The following is a 21,533-nucleotide window of genomic DNA, read 5'->3' as shown; positions in this document are numbered from 1 at the left end:
TCTCCAAAAGGGTGCTTGACCCTATAGTGGCTACAGGGTCTTTACTTGGCAACAGGCACCTTTACGGACGCGACAGAATGAGCGACTCCATCCACACCCCGCACAAGCACGACCATGATCATGACCACGCGCACGATCATGGCCCCAAGCTGCAACCTGTGCAGAAGCACGACCATGGCAGCCATGGCGATTCCTGCTGTTCCAGCAAGGCCGCGCCTGCGCTGGTGAAGCTGACCGAAGCCCCGACAGCGGGCTCGCGGCTGAGCACCTTCCGTATCGAAGCCATGGACTGCCCCACCGAACAGACGCTGATCCAGAACAAACTGGGCAAGCTCGCCGGCGTGCAGCAGCTGGAATTCAACCTGATCAACCGCATCCTCGGCGTGACCCACGACCTGCCGACTACTGCGCCGATTGTCGAGGCCATCAAGTCTCTGGGCATGCAGGCAGACCCCATCGAAGAAGGCGTAGCTCCGGCTGAACCGCCTGCGAAGAAACACTGGTGGCCGCTGGCTGTGTCCGGCATCGGTGCCTTGGGCGCCGAAGTGCTGCACTTCACCAACGCCGCCCCGACGTGGGTGATTGCCCTGGTCGCAATGGTCTCGATCTTCAGCGGCGGCCTCACCACCTATAAAAAGGGCTGGATCGCCCTGAAGAACCTCAACCTGAACATCAACGCCCTGATGAGCATCGCCGTGACCGGTGCGATCCTTATTGGCCAGTGGCCGGAAGCGGCGATGGTGATGTTCCTGTTCACCGTGGCCGAACTGATCGAGGCCAAGTCCCTCGACCGCGCGCGCAATGCCATCAGCGGCTTGATGCAGATGACGCCGGAGCAGGCCACTGTGCGTCAGGCTGACGGCAGTTGGGTTGAACAAGACGTCAAAGTCATCGAACTGGGCGCCATCGTGCGGGTTCGTCCCGGCGAGCGTATTGGCCTGGATGGCGAAGTCACCTCCGGCCAGTCCACCATCGACCAGGCGCCGATCACCGGCGAAAGCCTGCCGATTGAAAAGACCGTGGGCGACAAAGTCTTCGCGGGCACCATCAACCAGGCCGGTTCCCTGGAGTACAAAGTCACCGCCGCCGCCAACAACTCCACCCTGGCGCGGATCATCCACGCCGTGGAACAGGCCCAGGGCGCCCGCGCGCCGACGCAGCGGTTTGTCGACAGCTTCTCGAAAATCTACACCCCTGCAGTGTTCCTCTTTGCCTTGGGTGTGGCCCTGATTCCGCCACTGTTCATGGGCGGCGTCTGGTTCGACTGGATCTATCGCGCCCTGGTATTGCTGGTGGTCGCGTGCCCGTGTGCACTGGTGATTTCCACACCGGTGACCATCGTCAGCGGCCTGGCCGCCGCGGCGCGCAAAGGCATCCTGATCAAGGGCGGCGTGTACCTGGAGGGCGGTTACAAGCTCGACTACCTCGCCCTCGACAAGACCGGCACCATCACCCACGGCAAGCCGGTGCAAACCGATTACCTGGCGCTGTTCCCGAACATGCAAGACAGCGCGCCGGCCCTGGCCGCCAGCCTGGCCGGGCGTTCCGATCACCCGGTGTCCCTGGCGATCGCCAACGCGGCTGTGGATAAGAATCTCAGCGTGCACACTGTGGATAACTTCGAGGCCCTGACCGGTCGCGGTGTGAAGGGCGAGATCAACGGCGAAGTCTATTACCTGGGCAACCACCGTCTGGTGGAAGAGCTGAACCTGTGCTCGCCGGCCCTGGAGAAGAAGCTCTTCGCCCTGGAAAAACAAGGCAAGTCCGTGGTCCTGTTGCTGGACAAGTCCGGCCCGCTGGCGCTGTTCGCCGTGGCCGACACCGTGAAGGACACCAGTCGCGAAGCCATCCAGCAGTTGCATGACCTGGGCATCAAGACCCTGATGCTCACCGGCGACAACACCCACACCGCCAAGGCGATCGCCGATCAGGTCGGCATCGACCAGGCCCAGGGCGACCTGTTGCCCACCGATAAACTGCAAGCCATCGAAGCGCTCTACGCCAAGGGCCACCGGGTCGGCATGGTCGGCGACGGCATCAACGACGCCCCGGCGCTGGCCCGTTCCGAGATCGGGTTTGCCATGGCGGCCGCCGGTACCGACACCGCCATCGAGACCGCCGACGTGGCGCTGATGGACGATGACCTGCGCAAGATTCCGGCATTCATTCGGCTGTCGCGGCAAACGTCGAGTATCCTCAAGCAGAACATCGCCCTGGCCCTGGTGATCAAGGCGATCTTCCTGGCGGTGACCTTCCTCGGAATGGCCACCATGTGGATGGCGGTGTTCGCCGACATGGGCGTGAGCCTGCTGGTGGTGTTCAATGGTCTGCGCCTGTTGCGCAAATAGTCGATGAGAGGATGGTGTGCTGAGTACCGAGCTGAAGGCGTTTTACATGGTCGCCCGCCTGGGCAGCATTACCCAGGCGGCGAAAAAGCTCGGGCTGAGCCAGCCCACGGTGACCACCCAGATTCGTCACCTGGAAAGCCAGTACTCGGTAGAGTTGTTCTACCGCGGCGGGCGCCGCCTCACCGTCAGCGACGAAGGCGCGCGGCTGTTGCCGATGGTCAAGGCGCTGTTGCAGCAGGAAGCGGATATCGAGTTTTTCCTGCGCAACAGTGGCCAGGTGCAAGGCGCGTTGAGGATTGCCGCGACGGCGCCGTATTACATCCTCGACCTTGTCAAAACCTTCCGCGAGCGGCTGCCGCAGGTTGAAGTCTCGGTGGAAATCGGCAACTCCCAGCAAGTGCTGGAAGCGCTGGATGATTACCGCGTCGACGTCGCCGCCTCATCCCAGTTGCTTGAAGACCCGCGCCTGATTCGCCGGGTGCTGGGCATGGACCCGCTGGTGCTGGCGGTGCATCGCAACCATCCGCTGGCGGTGCTCGACCATGTACCGCTGACCGCGCTGGCCGGGCACACCTTGCTGATGCGCGAACCGGGCTCCACCACCCGCCGATTGACCGAAGAAATGCTGCAGGGTGCCGGCGTGAATTACGGGCCGCTGCTGGAGATCGGCAGCCGGGAATCGATCCGTGAGGCGGTGCTGCGCAACATCGGCATCAGCATCATTGCCCGTCAGGAAGTGCCCCACGACCCGCAATTGCGCGTGCTGACCATCGAGAATGCCCCGCAGATTCCTGAGTACTTGTACTGCCTCAAAGAGAGAAAGAGTGCGCGGTTGCCGGCGGCGTTTCTGGGGTTGGCGCAGGAAATGTCGCCGATCTGAAGGCGCCATCGCAGGCAAGCCAGCTCCCACAGCTGGAATGCATTTCGCTGGCCCGACTCGATCAACTGTGGGAGCCGGGCTTGCCCGCGATGGCGCCGGTCCAGGCAAAACCTTCCTCAAGCCCTACCCAAATCCACCAATACCACTATCGCCACGTTTTGCCTTTCTGCCACAAGAGGGACGCATTGCCTGCCTAGGATGAGCTTCATCAGTTTGATGAGGTGCCTCCATGAACACAGTCCTGAGCAACCCCGGCGCGCCAATGAAAGTGCGCGGTGTACAGAAACGCTTCGGCGCCTTCACCGCGCTGGATAACGTGTCCCTGGACGTCGCCGCCGGCGAACTGGTGTGCCTGCTGGGCCCGTCGGGCTGCGGCAAGACCACCTTGCTGCGCTGCATTGCAGGCCTGGAGCGTCAGGACAGCGGCGAGTTGTACCTCGGCGAACGCGACGTTTCCCTACTGGCACCCCAGGCGCGGGACTACGGCATCCTGTTCCAGTCCTACGCGCTGTTCCCCAATCTCACTGTCGAAGCAAACATCGGCTACGGCCTCACCGGCAGTGGTCGCGATGAAGTGCGCAAGCGCGTCGGGCAGATGCTGGAACTGGTGGGCCTGGTAGGCAGCGAAAAAAAATACCCCGGCCAACTCTCCGGCGGCCAGCAACAACGTGTAGCCCTGGCCCGCGCGTTGGCACCGGCGCCATCCTTGCTGCTGCTGGACGAACCCATGTCGGCCCTCGACGCCCGGGTGCGCGAGCATCTGTGCACCGAGCTGCGCCAGCTGCAACGCCGCCTGGGCATCACCACGTTGATGGTCACCCACAACCAGGACGAGGCCATGTTGATGGCCGACCGCATCGCCGTGATGAACAACGGCAAGGTCGAGCAATACGCCACGCCCCAGGAAATCTACGACCGCCCGGCCACGCCGTTCGTGGCCGAGTTCGTCGGCCAGGGCAACTGGCTGCCGTTCAGCCGCAACAGCGCCAGCCACGCCCAGGTCGGCGGGATGAATATGCGCCTGGCGGAAAACTCCGGTGCCGCAAAGTCGGGCCGTCTGTTCTGCCGCCCGGAAGCCATCAGCGTCAACCCGCCGGTGCATGAAGAAAACCTGTTCCCGGCCAAGGTCCGCGAGATCACCTTCCTCGGCAACCGCTGCCGCATGAGCTTCGAGCTGGACCAACTGCCTGGCCATCCGCTGCTGGCCGAGCTGGCCCCGGAAGCCATGCCGCGCCTCGGCGCCCAGGACATCTGGGTCGCGCTGCCCCCGCGCAGCCTGCAGGTGTTTGCCTGAGATGGCCCGCGATATGACGCTGCCGATACCCGATAACGTGGCTCGACAGGTTTCCCGTGCCGACGTCGGCGACCGTATTTTTGTGGTCGGCGGCAAGCTGCTCTGGCTGTGCCTGTTGAGCGTTGCGGTGCTGATGCCGCTGGCGGCTATCTTCTGGCGCGGCTTCAGCAGTGAAGCCGGGCAGGGCGGCGGCCTGGTGGCCGCGCGGGAGTTGGTCACCAGCGATAACTTTCACTGGTTGCTGGGTAACAGCCTGAAAGTTTCCCTCAGCGTGGCGGCCATCGTCGTACCGCTGGCTTATCTGTTTGCCTACGCCCTGCAACGCACGCTGATTCCCGGCAAGGCGATCTGGCGCGGCATGTCGCTGCTGCCGTTGATGGCGCCGTCGATGCTGCCGGGGATTGCACTGGTCTACCTGTTCGGTAACCAGGGCATGCTGCGCGGGCTGCTGTCGGACAACATCTATGGTTTCTGGGGCATCGTGCTCGGTGAAGTGATCTACACCTTTCCCCATGCCTTGATGATTTTGTTGTCGGCGCTTTCCCTGGCGGATGCGCGATTGTTCGATGCCGCATCGAGCATGGGCGCGAGCCCGTCCCGGGCGTTTCGCAGCATCACCTGGCCCGCGACCCGCCAGGCGGTGTTCGCCGCGTTTTGCCTGGTGTTCACCCTGACCATCACTGACTTCGGCGTGCCCGTCGTCGTCGGTGGCGACTACCAGGTGCTGGCGCTGGAAGCCTACAAGGCCGTGGTCGGCCAGCAGCAATTCGGCCGTGGCGCCTTGATCGGCATGGTCCTGCTGTTGCCGGCGCTGTTCAGCTTCGGTGTGGACGCCTGGTTGCGCCGCCGGCATGGCGACTCCATGAGCGGCCGCGCCCAGGTGTTCCAGCCGGCGCCGTCGAAGCTGCGGGATAGCTGCTACCTGGCCGTCGTCCTGCTGATCTGCGCGACCTTGCTGTTGGTGTTCGGCATGGCGGTCTATTCATCGCTGGTGAAATTCTGGCCCTACAACCTGTCGCTGTCGCTGGCCCACTACCAGTTCGAAGACACGGCCGGCGGCGGTTGGCTGGCCTATCGCAACAGCATCACCATGGCCCTGTGCACCGCGTTGATCGGCAGCGTGCTGATCTTCACCGGTGCCTACCTGATGGAAAAAACCCGCGGCCAGAAGGGCCTGAACCTGGCATTGCGCATGCTCAGCTTCGTACCGATGGCGGTGCCGGGGTTGGTGCTGGGCCTGGGCTACGTGTTCTTTTTCAACCTCAATGGCAACCCGCTGCATGTGTTCTACGGAACCATGAGCTTGCTGGTGGTGTGCACCATTGCTCACTATTTGACCACCGCACAAATGACCGCCACTACGGCCTTGCGCCAACTGGATGCGGAATTCGAAGCCGCCGCGCTGTCGCTGAAGGCGCCGCTGTACCGCCATTACTTGCGGGTCACCGTGCCGATCTGCCTGCCGGCGTTGCTGGACATCGTGCGCTACCTGTTCGTGTCGGCGATGACCACCGTTTCCGCCGCGATCTTCCTCTACAGCCCCGACACCATCCTCGCCGCCGTCGCCGTGCTGAACATGGACGACGCCGGCAACGTCGGCGGCGCGGCGGCCATGTCGACCCTGATTCTGTTCACCTCGGCGGGCGTGTCCCTGCTGCTGGCGTGGGCCTCACGCGGCTTGTTGCGCCGCTCCCAGGCCTGGCGCCAAACCGCGCCCGGCCAATAATTCACCCATAAAGGAACTGCACCATGTTCAAGCCCCTGGCGTTAGCCGCTGCTGTGCTCACTGCGTTCAGCCTGAATGCCTTTGCCGCCAAGACCGAGTTGACCGTGTACACGGCCCTCGAAGCCGAGCAATTGAAGACCTACAAACAGGCCTTCGAAAAGGTTAACCCGGACATCGAGATCAAATGGGTGCGCGACTCTACCGGCATCATCACTGCCAAGCTGCTGGCCGAAAAAGCCCGCCCGCAGGCTGATGTAGTGTGGGGCCTGGCGGCGTCCAGCCTGGCGATCCTCGACCAGCAAGGCATGCTGCAAAACTACGCTCCGGCCGACTTGGGCAAGATCGGCGCGAACTACCGCGACGCCGCCAACCCGCCGGCCTGGGTCGGCATGGACGTGTGGGCCGCAACCATCTGCTTCAACACCGTCGAAGCTGAAAAGCAGGGCCTGAGCAAACCGGTGAGCTGGCAAGACCTGACCAAGCCCGAGTACAAGGGCAAGATCGTGATGCCCAACCCGGCCTCGTCCGGCACCGGTTTCCTGGATGTGAGCGCCTGGTTGCAGACCTTCGGCGAAAAGCAGGGCTGGCAGTACATGGACGACCTGCACCAGAACATTGGCCAGTACGTTCACTCCGGTTCCAAGCCGTGCAAGCTGGCGGCATCGGGTGAATTCCCGATCGGCATTTCCTTCGAATACCCGGCCGTTCAACTGAAGCGCCAGGGTGCACCGCTGGACATCATCCTGCCGAAAGAAGGCCTGGGTTGGGACATCGAGGCTACCGCCGTGATCAAAGGCACCGCCCATGCGGACGCGGCACAGAAACTCGCCGACTTCTCCGCAAGCCCGGCGGCGATGGAGTTGTACAAGGAAAACTTCGCGGTCCTGGCCCAGCCGGGGATTGCCAAGCCGCAGACCGAATTGCCGGCGGATTACGAGCAGCGGTTGATCAAGAACGACTTCGCCTGGGCCTCGAAAAACCGCGACAACATACTGACCGAGTGGCGCAAGCGCTATGACGGTAAGTCGGAAAAGGTGGCCGGCCAGTAGGCATTTCGTTTGGGCTGATGGCCTCATCGCGGGCAGGCCCGGCTCCCACATTTTGGATTGTGAATACCTTCCAATGTGGGAGCTGGCTTGCCTGCGATAGCGGTCTCGAATTCAGGACATCACTTCATGACACAACTGCTGATCATCGGCGCCGGCATCCTCGGCCTGTCCCACGCCTACGCGGCCGCCAAGCGCGGCCTCAAGGTCAAGGTCTTCGAACGCAGCGCCACACCGCTGGGCGCCTCCGTGCGCAACTTTGGCCAGGCCCTGGTCACCGGCCAGCCGCCCGGGCCGATGCTCGACCTGGCCCGTGAAAGCCACGATATCTGGGGCCAGTGGGCGCAACTCGCCGGCATCCAGCTCAAGCGCAATGGCTCCTACCTGTTCGCCCGCACCGAAGCCGAAGAGCACCTGCTTGAAGCCTTCTGCGCCGGGCGCGCCCAGGAGCACGGCTATCGCGTCGAACTGCTCCAGGGTGCAGCGCTGCAAGACCTGTACGGCGGCCAGTTCGCCCATCACCGCGCTGCGCTCCATGGCCTGGACGATCAACAACTGTATTCCCGGGAAGCCATCCCGGCGCTGATCAACTACCTCGGCCGCGAACTCAACGTGGAGTTTCATTTCTCCACCCTCGTACGCGACATCGAGCCCGGCCAGGTGCACACCAGCGCCGGCTCCTTTCGCGGCGAGCAGATCATTGTCTGCTCCGGCCACGACTACCAGACGCTGCTGGCCGAGCAGATCGCCGAACTCAACCCGCAAATCTGCCGCCTGCAAATGCTGCGCGCCCGGCCTGCTGTGGATTTGAACCTGCAACATGCCGTGCTGACCGGCCTCAGCTGCGTGCACTACGGCGCGTTCGCCGACTTGCCGGAAGCGGCGCCGGTACAGGCCGAAATCCTGCGGGACGTCCCGCACTTGCACGAAAACGGCATCCACCTGCTGATCAGCCCGACACCGTACGGAGAACTGATCATCGGGGATTCCCATCATTACGGCAGCGATCCATCACCGTTCAACGCCGAACAGGTGGACAACTGGATGATCGAGCTGGCGGAGCACACCCTGGGCTGCAAGATCCAGGTCGTGGAACGTTGGCAGGGCGTCTATGGTTCCCGTGGGCCGGCGCCGTTCTCGTTCCTGCGGGCGGCACCGGGGGTGAGTGCGGCGTTGATGCACACCGGTGTGGGCATGAGCGTCGGGCCGGCGATGGCCGAGCGCAATATCACCGAGCTATGGGGGAATGCGTGATGAACGCTGAGCAGGCAATCGCCGAAGTCTTTGGCTTATACGAACAGCACGGCACCGCCGATTACATCGGTGAGCCGGTCTCGCAGATCGAGCACATGTCCCAGGCTGCGCAGTTGGCCATGGCCGAAGGCTTCGATGATGAAGTGGTGCTGGCGGCGTTCTTCCACGATATCGGGCACATCTGCGGTCAAGGCGGCGAGAACATGGGCGGTTATGGCGTGGTCAGCCATGAACGGCTGGGAGCTGATTATCTGCGCCGGGCAGGTTTCAGCGAGCGCATGGCCAAGCTGGTGGAATATCACGTGCAGGCCAAGCGTTACCTGACCTTCAGCCAGCCGGATTACTACGCGCGCCTGAGCGAAGCCAGTCGCCGCACCCTGGGTTACCAGGGCGGCGTGATGACGGCCGAAGAAGCCCGGGCGTTCGAGCAGGACCCTTTGTGCGCCGTGAGTCTGCGCATGCGCCATTGGGATGAACAGGCCAAGGAAATGCACGTGCCGGTGCTGGACCTTGAGGTGCTGAAGTCCAAGGCCCGGCACCTGTTGGCGGCTTAGGTCTCGTCGAGGCGCTGGGCCAGGGCTTCGATCTGTTCCTGGCGCTCGGCCTGGCTCAGTTTCGGATGCGGGTTGAGGGACGACCATTGCGGGTGGGCGCGGGCCCTGTTCAGGGCTTCCGGCAGCTTGCCTTCGCGCCAGGTCTTGTCCTGGGGCGTGTCGACCTTGATGCTGTGGATCGCCGCATGCCCGCGCAGGTTCAGGGCCTTGAGCAGTTGCCGCTGGCGCAGGGCCAACAGGCGCAGCACGCTGTCGTCGACGGTCAGCTCGCGCTGGCCCTTGATCTTGCCCAACAGGCGGCTGCCATAGCTGCGAGCAGTTTGCAGGGCACCGCCGGCGATGGCCCCGGCGAGGGCGGCGGCGCCGAGAGTCAGGCCGCCCACCAGTAGATCCACACCCGCACCAGCTGCCGCGCCGGCCGCGATGCCGCCGCCGACCCGCACGCCCAGTTGCTTGAGGGTTTCGGGGTTGAACAGGTCATCGCCCCAACGGCCGTCCAGCAGCGGCAAGTCGCTGGCGGCGGCGTCTTGGGGGCGGAAGCCGAACAGTTTGAGCAGGGCCTCCACACACTTTTGTTCGCGCTGGCGCACGGCTTTGCGCAGTTCGCTGATGGCTTGTTGCTCCACTTCAGCTTCGCTGACCACGCTGCGGCGGCAGGCGGCGCAGTCGATCAGCAGTTCGGCAATCAGCCGCGCCGCGCTTTGCTGGCGTGCCTGGCGTTGGGCTTCCTGGTCGAGGATCAGCCGCTCCAGTTGCCCACGGGAATTTTCCAGCAGCAGGGCGAGGCTTTCATACAGGCGGCGCTCGCCGTCTTCCGGCGGCGCCACGCTGTCGAAACGCACCAGTGCGTGCAGGCCGAGACGGGCCAATGCTTCGCGCCAGTCCGGCTCGCGGTGGTCGGCGCTGCTGACAAAATTGAGCACCGGCAGCAGCGGTTTGCCGCAGCTGGCCAGCACTTGCAGCTCATCGCGATATTTGGCCAGCACCGGTTCACGGGCGTCGATTACGTAGAGGCCAGCATCCGAGGCCAGCAGTTGGCGCAGCACCTTGGCTTCCTGCTCGAAACGCTGGCGGGCCTCGCTGCCTTCCAGAAAACGCGCCAGCCGAGCCGGGCCGTCGAGGCGTTCGCCGGGGCGGTCCAGGCGTTCGAGGTAGTCGAGCAGGGCGATGGCATCTTCCAGGCCGGGGGTGTCGTACAGCTCCAGCAAGGCTTCGCCGTCTACCGACAGGCGTGCGCCCTCGACGTGCCGGGTGGTGCTGGGCCGATGGGACACTTCACCAAAACCGACGTCTCGTGTGAGGGTGCGCAGCAACGAGGTCTTGCCGACGTTGGTGTGGCCGACCACCGCGAGTTTCAGGGGCTTAGTCATGACCGGTCTCCAGCCAAGTGAGCGGCGCGCAATCGGCGAACGGAATCTCCAGTTGTTGCAAGGCCGCATGCCAATCACCCAGGCGTTCTGCGTCCAGGGCCTGGCCCGCCGGCGCTTGCAGCAGCCAGACGCGGGTGGCTGTGGCGCTGCGGGCCAGTTCGGCGATCAGCGCGAGGCTGCCGCGATCCGGCGAGCGCCGTGGGTCGCAGGCGATGGCCAGGCGTGCGGGCGGGAAGCGAGTGAGCTGTTCCAGCAGCTTGTTGCGCGATTCGCGGCTGTCGAGGATGCCGGCGTCCTTGACGCTGGCCGGGAGCTTCGGCGGCCACGGGCGCTGTTCGTCCAGCTCGATAGCCACCAGCAGGGCGCCGTCACTTTGCAGTTCACTGACGCCGCCGGTCACGTGATGCAATTGGTCGGGCGCTGCATCGTTGACCCCAAGCCGTTCGCTGCTGGGCATCAGCCGTTCGCGCAGTTGGCTGTAGCCGGGCAGGTTGAGGTCGAGGCTCAAGGCGGCGCGCCCGCGTTTCCAGCGCCACAGGCACAGCAGCGCGAGGATCAGCCGCGGCAGGATGCCGTACACCAGCAGCACGCCCACCAGCCAGGCGGCCCAGGCCTGGCGGGCACTTTCGATATTCAGGGCGGCATCGCCGCTGGCGCGGATCATCTCGACGGTGGGCACGTTGAAGCCCAGCAACGCCGGCAGGGCGCCAAGGGTTTGGGTCACGGCGACAAAGGTGTCGGCCCGCAAAATGGTGGTTTCCCACACAAAGCCGTAGCGCCGGGTGGCCAACAGCGTCAGCAGGATCACCATGGCGCTGAGCAGCGCCAATAGCCATAGGCTGTTGACCAGCACGCCGACGGCCCAGCGATTGAGCTTGCGCCGTTGCAGCAACAGCAGCAGGGCGGGCGCCAGTTGCGCAGCCTTGGCGTCGCGAGCGAGTTTTTCGCTGAGCCATAACCACAGGCGCCCGAGGCTGGCGCCGTGTTCACCGGCAAACAGCAGGCCCAGGGCCCAGCTCAACAACAGGATCAGGTTCAAGCCCAGCAGGCTGCCCAGGGCCCAGAACACATTCACCGGCACCAGGCCATTGCCCAGCGCGGCAAACGCCAGGCCGGCGCCGCTGATAATAGCGACCGCCGCCAGCAGGATCAGCGCCAGGCGCGCACCTTGCAGCCAGCGGGTCAGGGCGGCGGTCAGGCCATCGCGTTCGGCCAGCCACAGCGCACGGTTCTGGATGCGCGTGGGCAAGTCACCGCCGGTGCTGCGGGCCAGGCGATTGGCTTCCTGGTCTTCCAGGGCGCCCGCGTGTTCCTCCCGCAGGCGCACGGTTTCGGTCAGCCAGAGTGTTTGCAGGGGATTCAGAGCAGTCACGCGTCGTCCTGTTGAGCCAGTGAGTCTGGAGCATAACCGCTGGAACGCCGGTTGGGGTATGCCGCGCGCGGCTCTGGTATTCTCGTCGCCATGAAAAAAACTCTCCCTTTAAGCCTGATCGCAGCCCTCGGTGAAAACCGTGTGATCGGCGTCGACAACAGCATGCCCTGGCATTTGCCGGGGGATTTCAAATATTTCAAGGCCACCACCTTGGGCAAGCCGATCATCATGGGGCGCAAGACCTGGGATTCCCTGGGCCGACCGTTGCCGGGCCGGTTGAACATTGTGGTCAGCCGTCAGACCGACCTGGCGCTGGAAGGTGCGGAAGTTTTTCCGTCACTGGACGCGGCCGTGGAGCGGGCGGAGGAATGGGCCAAGGCGCAGGGCGTGGATGAGCTGATGCTGATCGGCGGAGCGCAGTTGTATGCCCAGGGGCTGGAACAAGCGGATCGCCTGTATTTGACGCGCGTGGCATTGAGCCCGGAAGGGGATGCGTGGTTTCCCGAGTTTGATTTGAACCAGTGGAAGCTGGTGTCGAATGTCGAGAATGCGGCTGAGGGTGACAAGCCGGCGTACAACTTCGAAGTCTGGGAAAAAGCCTAAAAACTCATGTGGCGAGGGAGCTTGCTGTGGCGAGGGAGCTTGCTCCCGCTGGGCTGCGAAGCGGCCCTAAAAGCTGATCCCTCAATCTCTCAGAAAACTCGGTCGCCTGCTTTGGGGCTGCTGCGCAGCCCAGCGGGAGCAAGCTCCCTCGCCACAAAGTTCGGCCGTTAAGCCTGCGCCAGTTCCGCATGCTCATCGGTATTGAGCAGCTCTTTATCCGTCTGCTGCATGATCTGGCTGGTAATCGCCCCCGCCGTCATCGAACCGTTCACGTTCAACGCCGTACGGCCCATGTCGATCAGCGGCTCAACCGAAATCAGCAACGCCACCAGTGACACCGGCAAGCCCATCGCCGGCAGCACGATCAGCGCGGCAAACGTCGCACCGCCGCCCACGCCCGCCACACCGGCCGAACTCAAGGTCACAATCGCCACCAGTGTTGCGATCCACAACGGGTCCAGCGGGTTGATGCCCACGGTCGGCGCAACCATCACCGCCAGCATCGCCGGGTAAAGACCTGCACAACCGTTCTGGCCAATCGTCGCGCCAAACGAGGCGGCAAAGCCGGCGATGGACTGCGGAATCCCCAGGCGACGGGTCTGCGCTTCAATGCTCAGCGGGATGCTCGCGGCGCTGGAACGGCTGGTGAAAGCAAACGTCAGCACCGGCCACACCTTGCGGAAGAACCGCAGCGGGTTGATCCCGGCCAGGGACAGCAGCACGCCATGCACCACAAACATCAGGCCCAGGGCGAGGTACGACACCACCACAAAACTGCCGAGCTTGATGATGTCTTGCAGGTTGGAGCTGGCGACCACCTTGGTCATCAGTGCCAATACGCCGTACGGGGTGAGTTTCATCACCAGGCGCACCAGGCGCATCACCCAGGCTTGCAGGGTGTCGATGGCGTTGAGGACTTTCTGGCCTTTTTCCACGTCATCCTTGAGCAGTTGCAGCGCGGCAACCCCGAGGAACGCAGCAAAGATCACCACGCTGATAATCGACGTCGGCTTGGCCCGGGCCAGGTCGGCGAACGGGTTCTGCGGGATGAACGACAGCAGCAGTTGCGGGATATTCAGGTCGGCGACCTTGCCCGCGTAATCACTCTGGATCACTTGCAGGCGCGCCATTTCCTGGGTGCCGGCCACCAGGCCTTCGGCGGTGAGGCCGAACAGGTTGGTCAGGCCGATACCGATCAGCGCCGCAATCGCCGTGGTGAACAGCAGCGTGCCGATGGTCAGGAAGCTGATCTTGCCCAGGGACGAGGCGTTGTGCAGGCGGGCCACGGCGCTGAGGATCGAGGCGAACACCAGCGGGATCACGATCATTTGCAGCAACTGCACGTAACCGTTGCCGACCAGGTCGAACCAGCCGATCGAGGCCTTGAGCACCGGGTTGCCGGCGCCGTAAATGGCGTGCAGCACCACACCGAAGATCACGCCGAGTACCAGCGCGAACAACACCTTCTTGGCGAGGCTCCAGTGGGTACGACGGGTTTGTGCCAGGCCCAGCAACAGGGCCACGAACACCAGTAAGTTGAGAATCAGGGGCAGATTCATTGAAGCTCCGTTGAGAAGGCAGCCAATCGCGTGAGCCTGCGATTGCGAACCGGCATGCCTAACAGCTTGATATTTATTGATTTAATACCTTTATAGAATGGTGACTGTCGTTTTTGGAATAAGCGAATGGCGCCCAGGTGTATGGCGTTGGCGCGATCACGACGAAAGCGGTCGCGCTCGGACGGAAACTGTCACAGGGATTTGTTAGCGTCGATGTCTTTCACTCAGGGAGAAAACGCACATGAAGCTAGCGCCGAAACTGTTTGCCGCCGCGCTGTGCCTGGGCCTTGCGAGCCAGGCCTTTGCCGCCACCGAGTTGAAACACTGGCCGGCGGCGGCCGCCAAGCAACTGGACACGATGATTGCCGCCAATGCCAACAAGGGCAACTTCGCGGTGTTCGACATGGACAACACCAGTTACCGCTACGACCTTGAAGAGTCGTTGCTGCCGTACCTGGAAAACAAGGGCCTGATCACCCGCGACACCATGGACCCTTCCCTGAAGCTGATCCCGTTCAAAGACACCGCCGACCACAAGGAAAGCCTGTTCAGCTACTACTACCGCCTCTGCGAAGTCGACGACATGGTCTGCTACCCGTGGGTGGCGCAGATTTTCTCCGGCTTCACCCTCAAGGAGCTCAAAGGCTACGTCGACGAGATGATGGCGTCGGGCAAGCCGGTGCCGGTCACCTACTACGAAGGTGACGTGGTCAAGAACATGGAAGTGCAGCCGCCGAAAGTCTTCACCGGCCAGGCTGAGCTGTTCAACAAGCTGATGGAAAACGGCATTGAGGTCTACGTGATGACCGCCGCGTCCGAGGAACTGGTGCGCATGGTCGCGGCCGATCCGAAGTACGGCTACAACGTCAAACCCGAGAACGTGATTGGCGTGAGCACCCTGCTCAAGGACCGCAAGACCGGCGAACTGACCACCGCGCGCAAACAGATCGCCGCCGGCAAGTATGACGAGAAGGCCAACCTCGGCCTGGAACTGACCCCGTACCTGTGGACCCCGGCCACCTGGATGGCCGGCAAGCACGCGGCGATCCTGACCTATATCGATGAGTGGAAAAAACCGGTGATCGTTGGTGGCGACACGCCAACCAGTGACGGCTACATGCTGTTCCACGATGTGGACGTGGCCAAGGGCGGCATCCACCTGTGGATCAACCGCAAGGACAAATACATGACCCAGCTTAACGGCATGATGGCCAAGCACGCGGCGGCCCAGGCCAAGGAAGGGTTGCCGGTGACGGCGGATAAGAACTGGGTGATCGTCAAGCCGGACGAGATTCAGTAATACCGAGGCGTGGCCATCGCAGGCAAGCCAGCTCCCACCTGGACCGAGTTCGCTCAGGCAACTCGGTCCATGTGGGAGTCGGGCTTGCCCGCGATGAGGCCATCAGCAGCACTGCAAAGCCCCAGCAAAAATAGATATCAATTGCGAACAAATCTCATCTTCTGCTAGCGTGCGCACTTCCTGAACATCCCGTTCTTCTCAAGGTAGTGCTGTGCTCTCCTGGAATTCTCAGATCGCGCGCCTGTTTGCGGAGCAGAAGAAGGCCCTCGAAGCCTTCGTCACCCGCCGCACCGGCAGCGCCCAGGTGGCCGCCGACCTGACCCAGGAATCGTTCCTGCGCCTGGCCCGGCTGGACTCCGGCGAGAAGATCGACAACCTCCCTGCCTTCCTCTTCACCATCGCCAGCAACCTGGTGCGCGACCATCAGCGCCAGGCCATCCGCCGCGAGCGCCTGGATGCCGGCGAGCCCAGCGAAGAACTGCCCTGCAGCAACCCAGGTGCCGACGAGCAATTGGCCGCCTATCAACAGGAGCAACTGATGCAGGATGCGATCCTGGCGCTGCCCGAAGCGACTCGGCAGATCTTCCTGCTCTATCATGTCGACGAACTTTCCTACCGCGAGATTGGTGAGCGCCTGTCGATTACCCCGCGGAGTGTGGAATACCAATTGCGTCGGGCCTTGATCGAATGCCGTGCCTTTATCAAGGCGCGGCTGGCCTGTGATGAACAAGGACGCCGGTCATGATCGCCGCACCCACTGCCGACGAGTTGTTTGCCGAAGCGTCCGGCTGGTATTTCCGGCTCCAGGCCGACGACGTCACAGCGGCCGAAATCGAGGCGTTTTCCGTCTGGCTGGGGCAGGGCGCCGCCCAGGATGATGCGTGGCAGGAAGTCCAGGCGATGCTGGGCGGCCTACGCGAACCGGCGCGAGTGATTCGCCGGGCCGAGCAAGCCGCCTGGCGCAAGCCGGCACGGCGTTGGGCGTATGCTGCCGCGATGCTTTTGGCGGTCGGGCTGACGCTGCAAAACACGCCATGGCTGGATCGCCTGCGGGCCGACTACGCCACCGGCACCGGTGAATCGCGCACGGTCGAACTGGCGGATGGCTCGCAACTGCAACTCAACACTGACAGCGCGGTGCAGATCCGCATGAGTGCCGGTGAACGCCAGGTTCGCCTGCTGCGGGGCGAAGGGTTTTTCAGCGTGACCAAGGATCCATCGCGGCCTTTCGTGGTGCAGTCCGGCGATGGCTGGGTGAAGGTGGTGGGCACGCAATTCAGCGTCGCCCGCCGCGATGCACAGACCCAGGTGCAAGTCGCCCAGGGCAAGGTGCAGGTCAGCTCCGGCCTGGGTGAGCCGGTGTATCTGGAGCCGGGTCGTGCGGTGGAGTATCAGGACCAACGCCTGACGGCGGTCCACGCGTTCGACCCTGCCAGTGGTTTTGCCTGGCGCCAGCGGCAACTGGTGTTTCGCCAGCAACCGCTGTCCGATGTGGTTGCCGAATTAAATCGCTACTGGCCCGGCAAGACGCTGGTGCTCGGCGATAGGTTGCGCAACCGCGTGGTGTCTGGCGTGTTCGAGATCGACAAGCCCGATGCCGTCATCAAGGCGCTGGAATACACCCTTAACCTGCGTGCCGAGCATTACACCCCGTATTTGCTGGTGTTGCGCGAAGGCAAAGCGTCCTAGACGAATCTTTTTCAAAAAACTTTCAGGGTTTCTCCCCAAGCCATCGTCCTTGATCACTGAGGCGTAAATAGTAAGCACTCTCAAGTAGTGCCGCGCCCGTTCACTGACTTTTGCACCGGGGAGCATCATCCATGGCACACCGATTTGCCGCACGGCCCTTGCTGGCGCTGGCCATTTCCTTGGCGTGCGGCACTGCGCCGTTGTATTTGCAGGCTGCTGAGACGACGCAGGCCCAGACCTACCGCTTCGATATCCAGGAGCAAAGCCTGGACGGCGCGTTGGCGGCGTTTTCGGCGGTGACGCGGCTTCAAGTGCTGGTGCCCAGTGAGTTGACGCAGGGGCTGCTGTCGCCGGGAGTGAGTGGCAACCTGGGGCAGCGGGACGCCCTGGCGAGGTTGCTTGCGGGGACGGGGTTGAGTGCGGCATTTATCAACGCAGATACCGTGACCCTGGAAAAGCGTGTGTCATCAGGCACAGCCCTTGAAGTGGGTGCCACCACCATCAGCGCCGAGCACCTTGGCGCTACAACCGAAGGCACCGGCTCCTACACCACCGGCGCGGTGACCATCGGCAAGGGCGAGCAGAAGCTCAAGGACATCCCGCAATCGGTCAGCGTCATGACCCGCAAGCAGATGGATGACCAGAACACCACCAAACTCTCCGAGGTGGTCAAGCGCACGCCGGGCCTGACGGCGACCAAATCCCCCGGCCCCGGCATGTTCATCTTTTCCCGTGGCTTCGAGGTGGGCACCCTGCAATACGATGGTGTGGGTATCCCGCGTAACACCTACGCGCTGGGCAGCTACCTCACCGAGAACATGGCGATCTATGACCGGGTAGAGACCTTGCGCGGCCCGGCTGCCTTGCTACAGGGCGCCAACAGCCCCGGCGGCACCATGAACCTGGTGCGCAAGCGCGGCCAGCAGGCGCCGACAGTCACCATCACCGCCAAGGCCGGCTCCTGGGACCACTACGGCACCCAGGTTGATGCCGGCGGCCCGCTGAACTCGGAGGGCACCTTGCGCGGCCGGTTTGTGGCGGATTACGACACCACCAACTCCTTCGTCGACTACGCCGGCAGCTGGAACCAGACGGTGTATGCCGCCGTCGACTATGACTTCACCCCCGACACCACCGTCGGCGTCGGCATCAGTAACCAGAAAGGCCACGCCCGCCCGAACTTCATGTCGCTGCCGCGTTATGCCAACGGCAGCGACATCGGTCTGCCACGTTCGACGTTTGTGGGGGCCAGCTGGAACCGCAACGTCAATAACCAGACCCAGGTGTTTGCCGATATCGAGCATCGCTTCAACGATGACTGGAAAATGAAGGCCGCCCTGGTGGCCATGGATGAACACAACGACGCGACTTACCAAGCGACATGGGACACCATCCCCAACCCCGGTGACAGCGGCACCGTGCGTTACGTGGACTGGGTCACCGACTTCAACACCAAGAGTCGCGGTGTGGACGTGTATGTCGACGGCAAGTTCGAAGGCTTTGGTTTGCGGCAGGAGATGGTACTGGGCGCCAACTATTCCAAACTCACCACGGATGATTTCTGGGCGCGTGCGGCAACGCCGGGAGCGGATATCTTCAACATCGACCACAACCGTCCGCAGCGCGACAGGAACCAGTTGTTCCAGGCAGGGAATGCGACGAAGAGCTGGTATGACATTCGCCAGAAGGGGATTTATGGCACCTGGCGCGTCCAGCTATTGGACCCGCTGACGTTGATCCTCGGTGCGCGCACCAGTTGGTATGACTATTCCTACAAGGACGAGAGCGGTTTCCAGGGTGTCTATGGCGACCCGACCCAGAGCACCACGCAAAGCAATGGCCACGTCACTCCCTACGCCGGCCTGGTCTATGCGCTCAACGAGCAATGGTCGGCCTACGCCAGCTATACCGACGCCTTTGAGCCACAAACCAACCTGACCACCTCATTGACCGTGCTCAAGCCCATTGAGGGCCAGAACTACGAACTGGGCCTGAAGGGCGAACTGGCTGACGGCCGGCTCAATACGTCGTTCGCTATCTTCCGCTATGACCAGGAAAACCGTGCGGCTCAAGACCTGCAAGGCGGCAAAGTCTGTGGCGGCTGGTACTGCTCGCTCGCTTCCGGCAAGGTCCGCAGCCAGGGCTTTGAAGCCACCTTGAGCGGTGAGGTGTTGCCTGGCCTGCAACTGGTCTCCAGCTACACCTACAACACCACCAAGTTCCTCAAGGACGACACCTACGAAGGCAAGATCTTCAGCACCTGGACTCCTAAACACCTGCTCAAGGTGTGGGGTGACTACCAGTTGCCGGGCGATTGGGAGAAAGTCAGCGTCGGCGCCGGCGTCACCGCGCAAAGCAGCACCGTCGCCTATGACCGCACGTTCAGTGTGCCGGGCAACGCGCTGTGGGATTCGCGGGTGGCCTACAAGGTCAACCAGGAGTTCACCGTCGCGGCGAACCTGAACAACATGTTCGACAAGAAGTACTACATCCCCGCGTACAACGCGAACTGGGGCAGCAATTACTATGGCGACCCGCGTAACGTGATGTTCACCATGACCTACACGCCGCAATTCTGATTCGAGCAGGCAAAAAAATGCCCCGCACCTGGCGGGGCATTTTTAGGGGCGAGGCTTACAGGCCGTCGAGCATCGCCTTGTTACGTACTGCACCCTTGTCGGCACTGGTGGCCAGCAGGGCGTAAGCCTTCAACGCGGTAGTGACTTTGCGCGGACGCTTCTCTACCGGCTTCCAGCCTTTCTTGTCCTGCTCGACCCGGCGTGCCGCCAGTTCTTCATCGCTGATCAACAGGTTGATCGAGCGGTTCGGAATGTCGATCAGTACCTTGTCGCCATCCTGCACCAGGCCAATGGCGCCGCCGGCAGCGGCTTCCGGCGAAGCGTGGCCGATGGACAGGCCCGAGGTACCGCCGGAGAAACGGCCATCGGTCAGCAAGGCGCAGGCTTTGCCCAGGCCCTTGGATTTCAGGTACGAGGTCGGGTAGAGCATCTCTTGCATGCCCGGGCCGCCTTTCGGGCCTTCGTAGCGGATGATGACGATGTCGCCTTCCTTCACTTCGTCAGCGAGGATGCCGCGTACCGAGCTGTCCTGGCTTTCGTAGATCTTGGCGCGGCCTTCGAACACGTGAATCGACTCATCCACGCCGGCGGTTTTCACCACGCAGCCATCCAGGGCGATGTTGCCGTACAGCACGGCCAGGCCACCTTCTTGGGAGTAGGCGTGCTCGACGCTGCGGATGCAGCCGTTTTCACGGTCGTCGTCGAGGGTTTCCCAGCGGGTCGACTGGCTGAACGCGGTCTGTGTCGGGATGCCGGCCGGGCCTGCCTTGAAGAAGGTATGCACGGCTTCGTCGTCAGTCTGGGTGATGTCCCACTTGGCGATGCCTTCGGCGATGGATTTGCTGTGCACGGTCGGCAGGTCGGTGTGCAACAGGCCGCCACGGGCCAACGAGCCGAGGATCGAGAAGATCCCACCGGCGCGGTGCACGTCTTCCATGTGGTACTTCTGGATGTTCGGCGCGACTTTGCACAGTTGCGGCACGTGACGGGACAGGCGGTCGATGTCCCGCAGGTCGAAGTCGATCTCGGCTTCCTGTGCGGCGGCGAGCAAGTGCAGGATGGTGTTGGTGGAACCGCCCATGGCGATGTCCAGGGTCATGGCGTTTTCGAACGCCTTGAAGTTGGCGATGTTGCGCGGCAACACCGACTCATCGTTCTCGGTGTAGTAACGCTTGCACAGCTCGACGATGGTGCGGCCGGCCTGCAGGAACAGCTGCTCGCGGTCGCTGTGGGTGGCCAGTGTCGAGCCGTTGCCCGGCAAGGCCAGGCCCAAGGCTTCCACCAGGCAGTTCATCGAGTTGGCGGTGAACATGCCGGAGCACGAACCGCAGGTCGGGCAGGCGCTGCGCTCGTATTCCGCGACCTTCTCGTCAGAAGCGCTGGAATCGGCGGCGATGACCATGGCGTCGACCAGGTCCAGGCCATGGGAGGCGAGTTTGGTCTTGCCGGCTTCCATCGGGCCGCCGGAGACGAAGATCACCGGGATGTTCAGGCGCAGGGCGGCCATCAGCATGCCGGGGGTGATCTTGTCGCAGTTGGAGATGCACACGATGGCGTCGGCGCAGTGGGCGTTGACCATGTATTCCACGGAGTCGGCGATGATCTCGCGGCTCGGCAGGGAATACAGCATGCCGTCATGGCCCATGGCGATGCCGTCATCCACGGCGATGGTGTTGAATTCTTTCGCTACACCGCCGGCGCGTTCGATCTCGCGGGCGACCAGTTGGCCCAGGTCCTTGAGGTGGACGTGGCCGGGTACGAACTGGGTGAACGAGTTGGCAATCGCGATGATCGGCTTCTTGAAGTCGTCATCTTTCATCCCCGTGGCGCGCCACAGAGCGCGGGCGCCGGCCATGTTGCGGCCGTGGGTGGATGTTTTCGAGCGGTAATCTGGCATGGAACACTCCGGGCGGCTAATCAGGTATCAAAGGGGAGTGAGCTTCTATTGACGTCTGGAAC

The 21,533-nt window shown here is 62.9% G+C and carries 16 protein-coding genes; 12 read left to right on the top strand and 4 right to left on the bottom strand.

Features of this window, described 5'->3' with window-relative positions; translation table 11 throughout:
* Nucleotides 1–77: 77 nt before the first annotated feature.
* The 7 genes from M2400_RS01365 to M2400_RS01335 all read left to right on the top strand — a co-directional run bounded on the left by M2400_RS01365 (nt 78) and on the right by M2400_RS01335 (nt 9,102).
* The gene (locus M2400_RS01365) at nt 78–2,348 is read left to right on the top strand and encodes a heavy metal translocating P-type ATPase (protein ID WP_259195546.1); all 2,271 of its coding nucleotides are present in this window, start codon (nt 78–80) and stop codon (nt 2,346–2,348) included.
* A gap of 16 nt (nt 2,349–2,364) precedes the next feature.
* Nucleotides 2,365–3,228 (top strand): LysR family transcriptional regulator, encoded by an 864-nt coding sequence (locus tag M2400_RS01360; protein ID WP_259195547.1) that lies wholly within the window; start codon nt 2,365–2,367, stop codon nt 3,226–3,228.
* 229 nt (nt 3,229–3,457) lie between these two features.
* A complete protein-coding gene (locus tag M2400_RS01355; protein ID WP_177120016.1) occupies nt 3,458–4,522 on the top strand; it encodes a putative 2-aminoethylphosphonate ABC transporter ATP-binding protein in 1,065 nt (354 codons plus the stop codon).
* A 1-nt stretch (nt 4,523) separates the two neighbouring features.
* Nucleotides 4,524–6,248: a putative 2-aminoethylphosphonate ABC transporter permease subunit gene (locus M2400_RS01350; RefSeq protein ID WP_177043841.1), complete on the top strand. Its 1,725-nt coding sequence runs from the start codon at nt 4,524–4,526 to the stop codon at nt 6,246–6,248.
* Nucleotides 6,249–6,271: 23 nt separating this feature from the next.
* Nucleotides 6,272–7,297 carry a putative 2-aminoethylphosphonate ABC transporter substrate-binding protein gene (locus tag M2400_RS01345; RefSeq protein ID WP_177079226.1) on the top strand — a complete coding sequence of 342 codons (1,026 nt, stop codon included), beginning with the start codon at nt 6,272–6,274 and terminating at the stop codon, nt 7,295–7,297.
* 126 nt (nt 7,298–7,423) lie between these two features.
* Entirely contained in the window at nt 7,424–8,548 is a 1,125-nt protein-coding gene (locus M2400_RS01340) for a TIGR03364 family FAD-dependent oxidoreductase (protein WP_259195548.1), read from the top strand.
* Nucleotides 8,548–9,102, top strand: a complete 555-nt coding sequence (locus tag M2400_RS01335) for a phosphonate degradation HD-domain oxygenase (RefSeq protein WP_177043844.1) — start codon at nt 8,548–8,550, stop codon at nt 9,100–9,102. Before M2400_RS01340 ends, M2400_RS01335 begins: the two co-directional genes overlap by 1 nt.
* Here M2400_RS01335 and M2400_RS01330 read toward each other — a convergent pair.
* A complete protein-coding gene (locus M2400_RS01330; RefSeq protein WP_177112464.1) occupies nt 9,099–10,472 on the bottom strand; it encodes a DUF3482 domain-containing protein in 1,374 nt (457 codons plus the stop codon). The two genes, M2400_RS01335 and M2400_RS01330, sit on opposite strands and share 4 nt — an antisense overlap.
* A complete protein-coding gene (locus tag M2400_RS01325; RefSeq protein ID WP_259195549.1) occupies nt 10,465–11,844 on the bottom strand; it encodes a DUF2868 domain-containing protein in 1,380 nt (459 codons plus the stop codon). The genes M2400_RS01330 and M2400_RS01325 overlap by 8 nt, the downstream gene beginning before the upstream one ends.
* 90 nt (nt 11,845–11,934) lie before the next feature.
* Here M2400_RS01325 and M2400_RS01320 point away from each other — a divergent pair, with 90 nt between their 5' ends.
* Nucleotides 11,935–12,447, top strand: coding sequence for a dihydrofolate reductase (locus M2400_RS01320; RefSeq protein ID WP_259195550.1), 513 nt, complete (start codon nt 11,935–11,937; stop codon nt 12,445–12,447).
* 167 nt (nt 12,448–12,614) lie between these two features.
* On the opposite strand, the gene M2400_RS01315 is transcribed toward M2400_RS01320, so the two are convergent.
* Nucleotides 12,615–14,006 carry an L-cystine transporter gene (locus M2400_RS01315; RefSeq protein WP_177043848.1) on the bottom strand — a complete coding sequence of 464 codons (1,392 nt, stop codon included), beginning with the start codon at nt 14,004–14,006 and terminating at the stop codon, nt 12,615–12,617.
* A gap of 241 nt (nt 14,007–14,247) precedes the next feature.
* Here M2400_RS01315 and M2400_RS01310 point away from each other — a divergent pair, with 241 nt between their 5' ends.
* From M2400_RS01310 to M2400_RS01295, 4 genes are all read left to right on the top strand, one after another.
* A complete protein-coding gene (locus M2400_RS01310; protein WP_256348106.1) occupies nt 14,248–15,306 on the top strand; it encodes a haloacid dehalogenase-like hydrolase in 1,059 nt (352 codons plus the stop codon).
* Nucleotides 15,307–15,517: 211 nt separating this feature from the next.
* Nucleotides 15,518–16,051 (top strand): RNA polymerase sigma factor, encoded by a 534-nt coding sequence (locus tag M2400_RS01305; protein ID WP_177079232.1) that lies wholly within the window; start codon nt 15,518–15,520, stop codon nt 16,049–16,051.
* A complete protein-coding gene (locus tag M2400_RS01300; RefSeq protein ID WP_259195551.1) occupies nt 16,048–16,995 on the top strand; it encodes a FecR family protein in 948 nt (315 codons plus the stop codon). The genes M2400_RS01305 and M2400_RS01300 overlap by 4 nt, the downstream gene beginning before the upstream one ends.
* A gap of 131 nt (nt 16,996–17,126) precedes the next feature.
* Nucleotides 17,127–19,574 (top strand): TonB-dependent receptor, encoded by a 2,448-nt coding sequence (locus M2400_RS01295; RefSeq protein WP_259195552.1) that lies wholly within the window; start codon nt 17,127–17,129, stop codon nt 19,572–19,574.
* Nucleotides 19,575–19,629: 55 nt separating this feature from the next.
* Here M2400_RS01295 and ilvD read toward each other — a convergent pair whose 3' ends face one another.
* Nucleotides 19,630–21,471 (bottom strand): dihydroxy-acid dehydratase, encoded by a 1,842-nt coding sequence (gene ilvD / locus M2400_RS01290; RefSeq protein ID WP_122716573.1) that lies wholly within the window; start codon nt 21,469–21,471, stop codon nt 19,630–19,632.
* Nucleotides 21,472–21,533 lie beyond the last annotated feature (62 nt).

The organism is Pseudomonas sp. BIGb0558, assembly GCF_024807515.1.
In the GTDB taxonomy this organism is placed as follows: domain Bacteria; phylum Pseudomonadota; class Gammaproteobacteria; order Pseudomonadales; family Pseudomonadaceae; genus Aquipseudomonas; species Aquipseudomonas yamanorum_A.
This window is presented reverse-complemented; position numbering and strand designations above follow the sequence as displayed.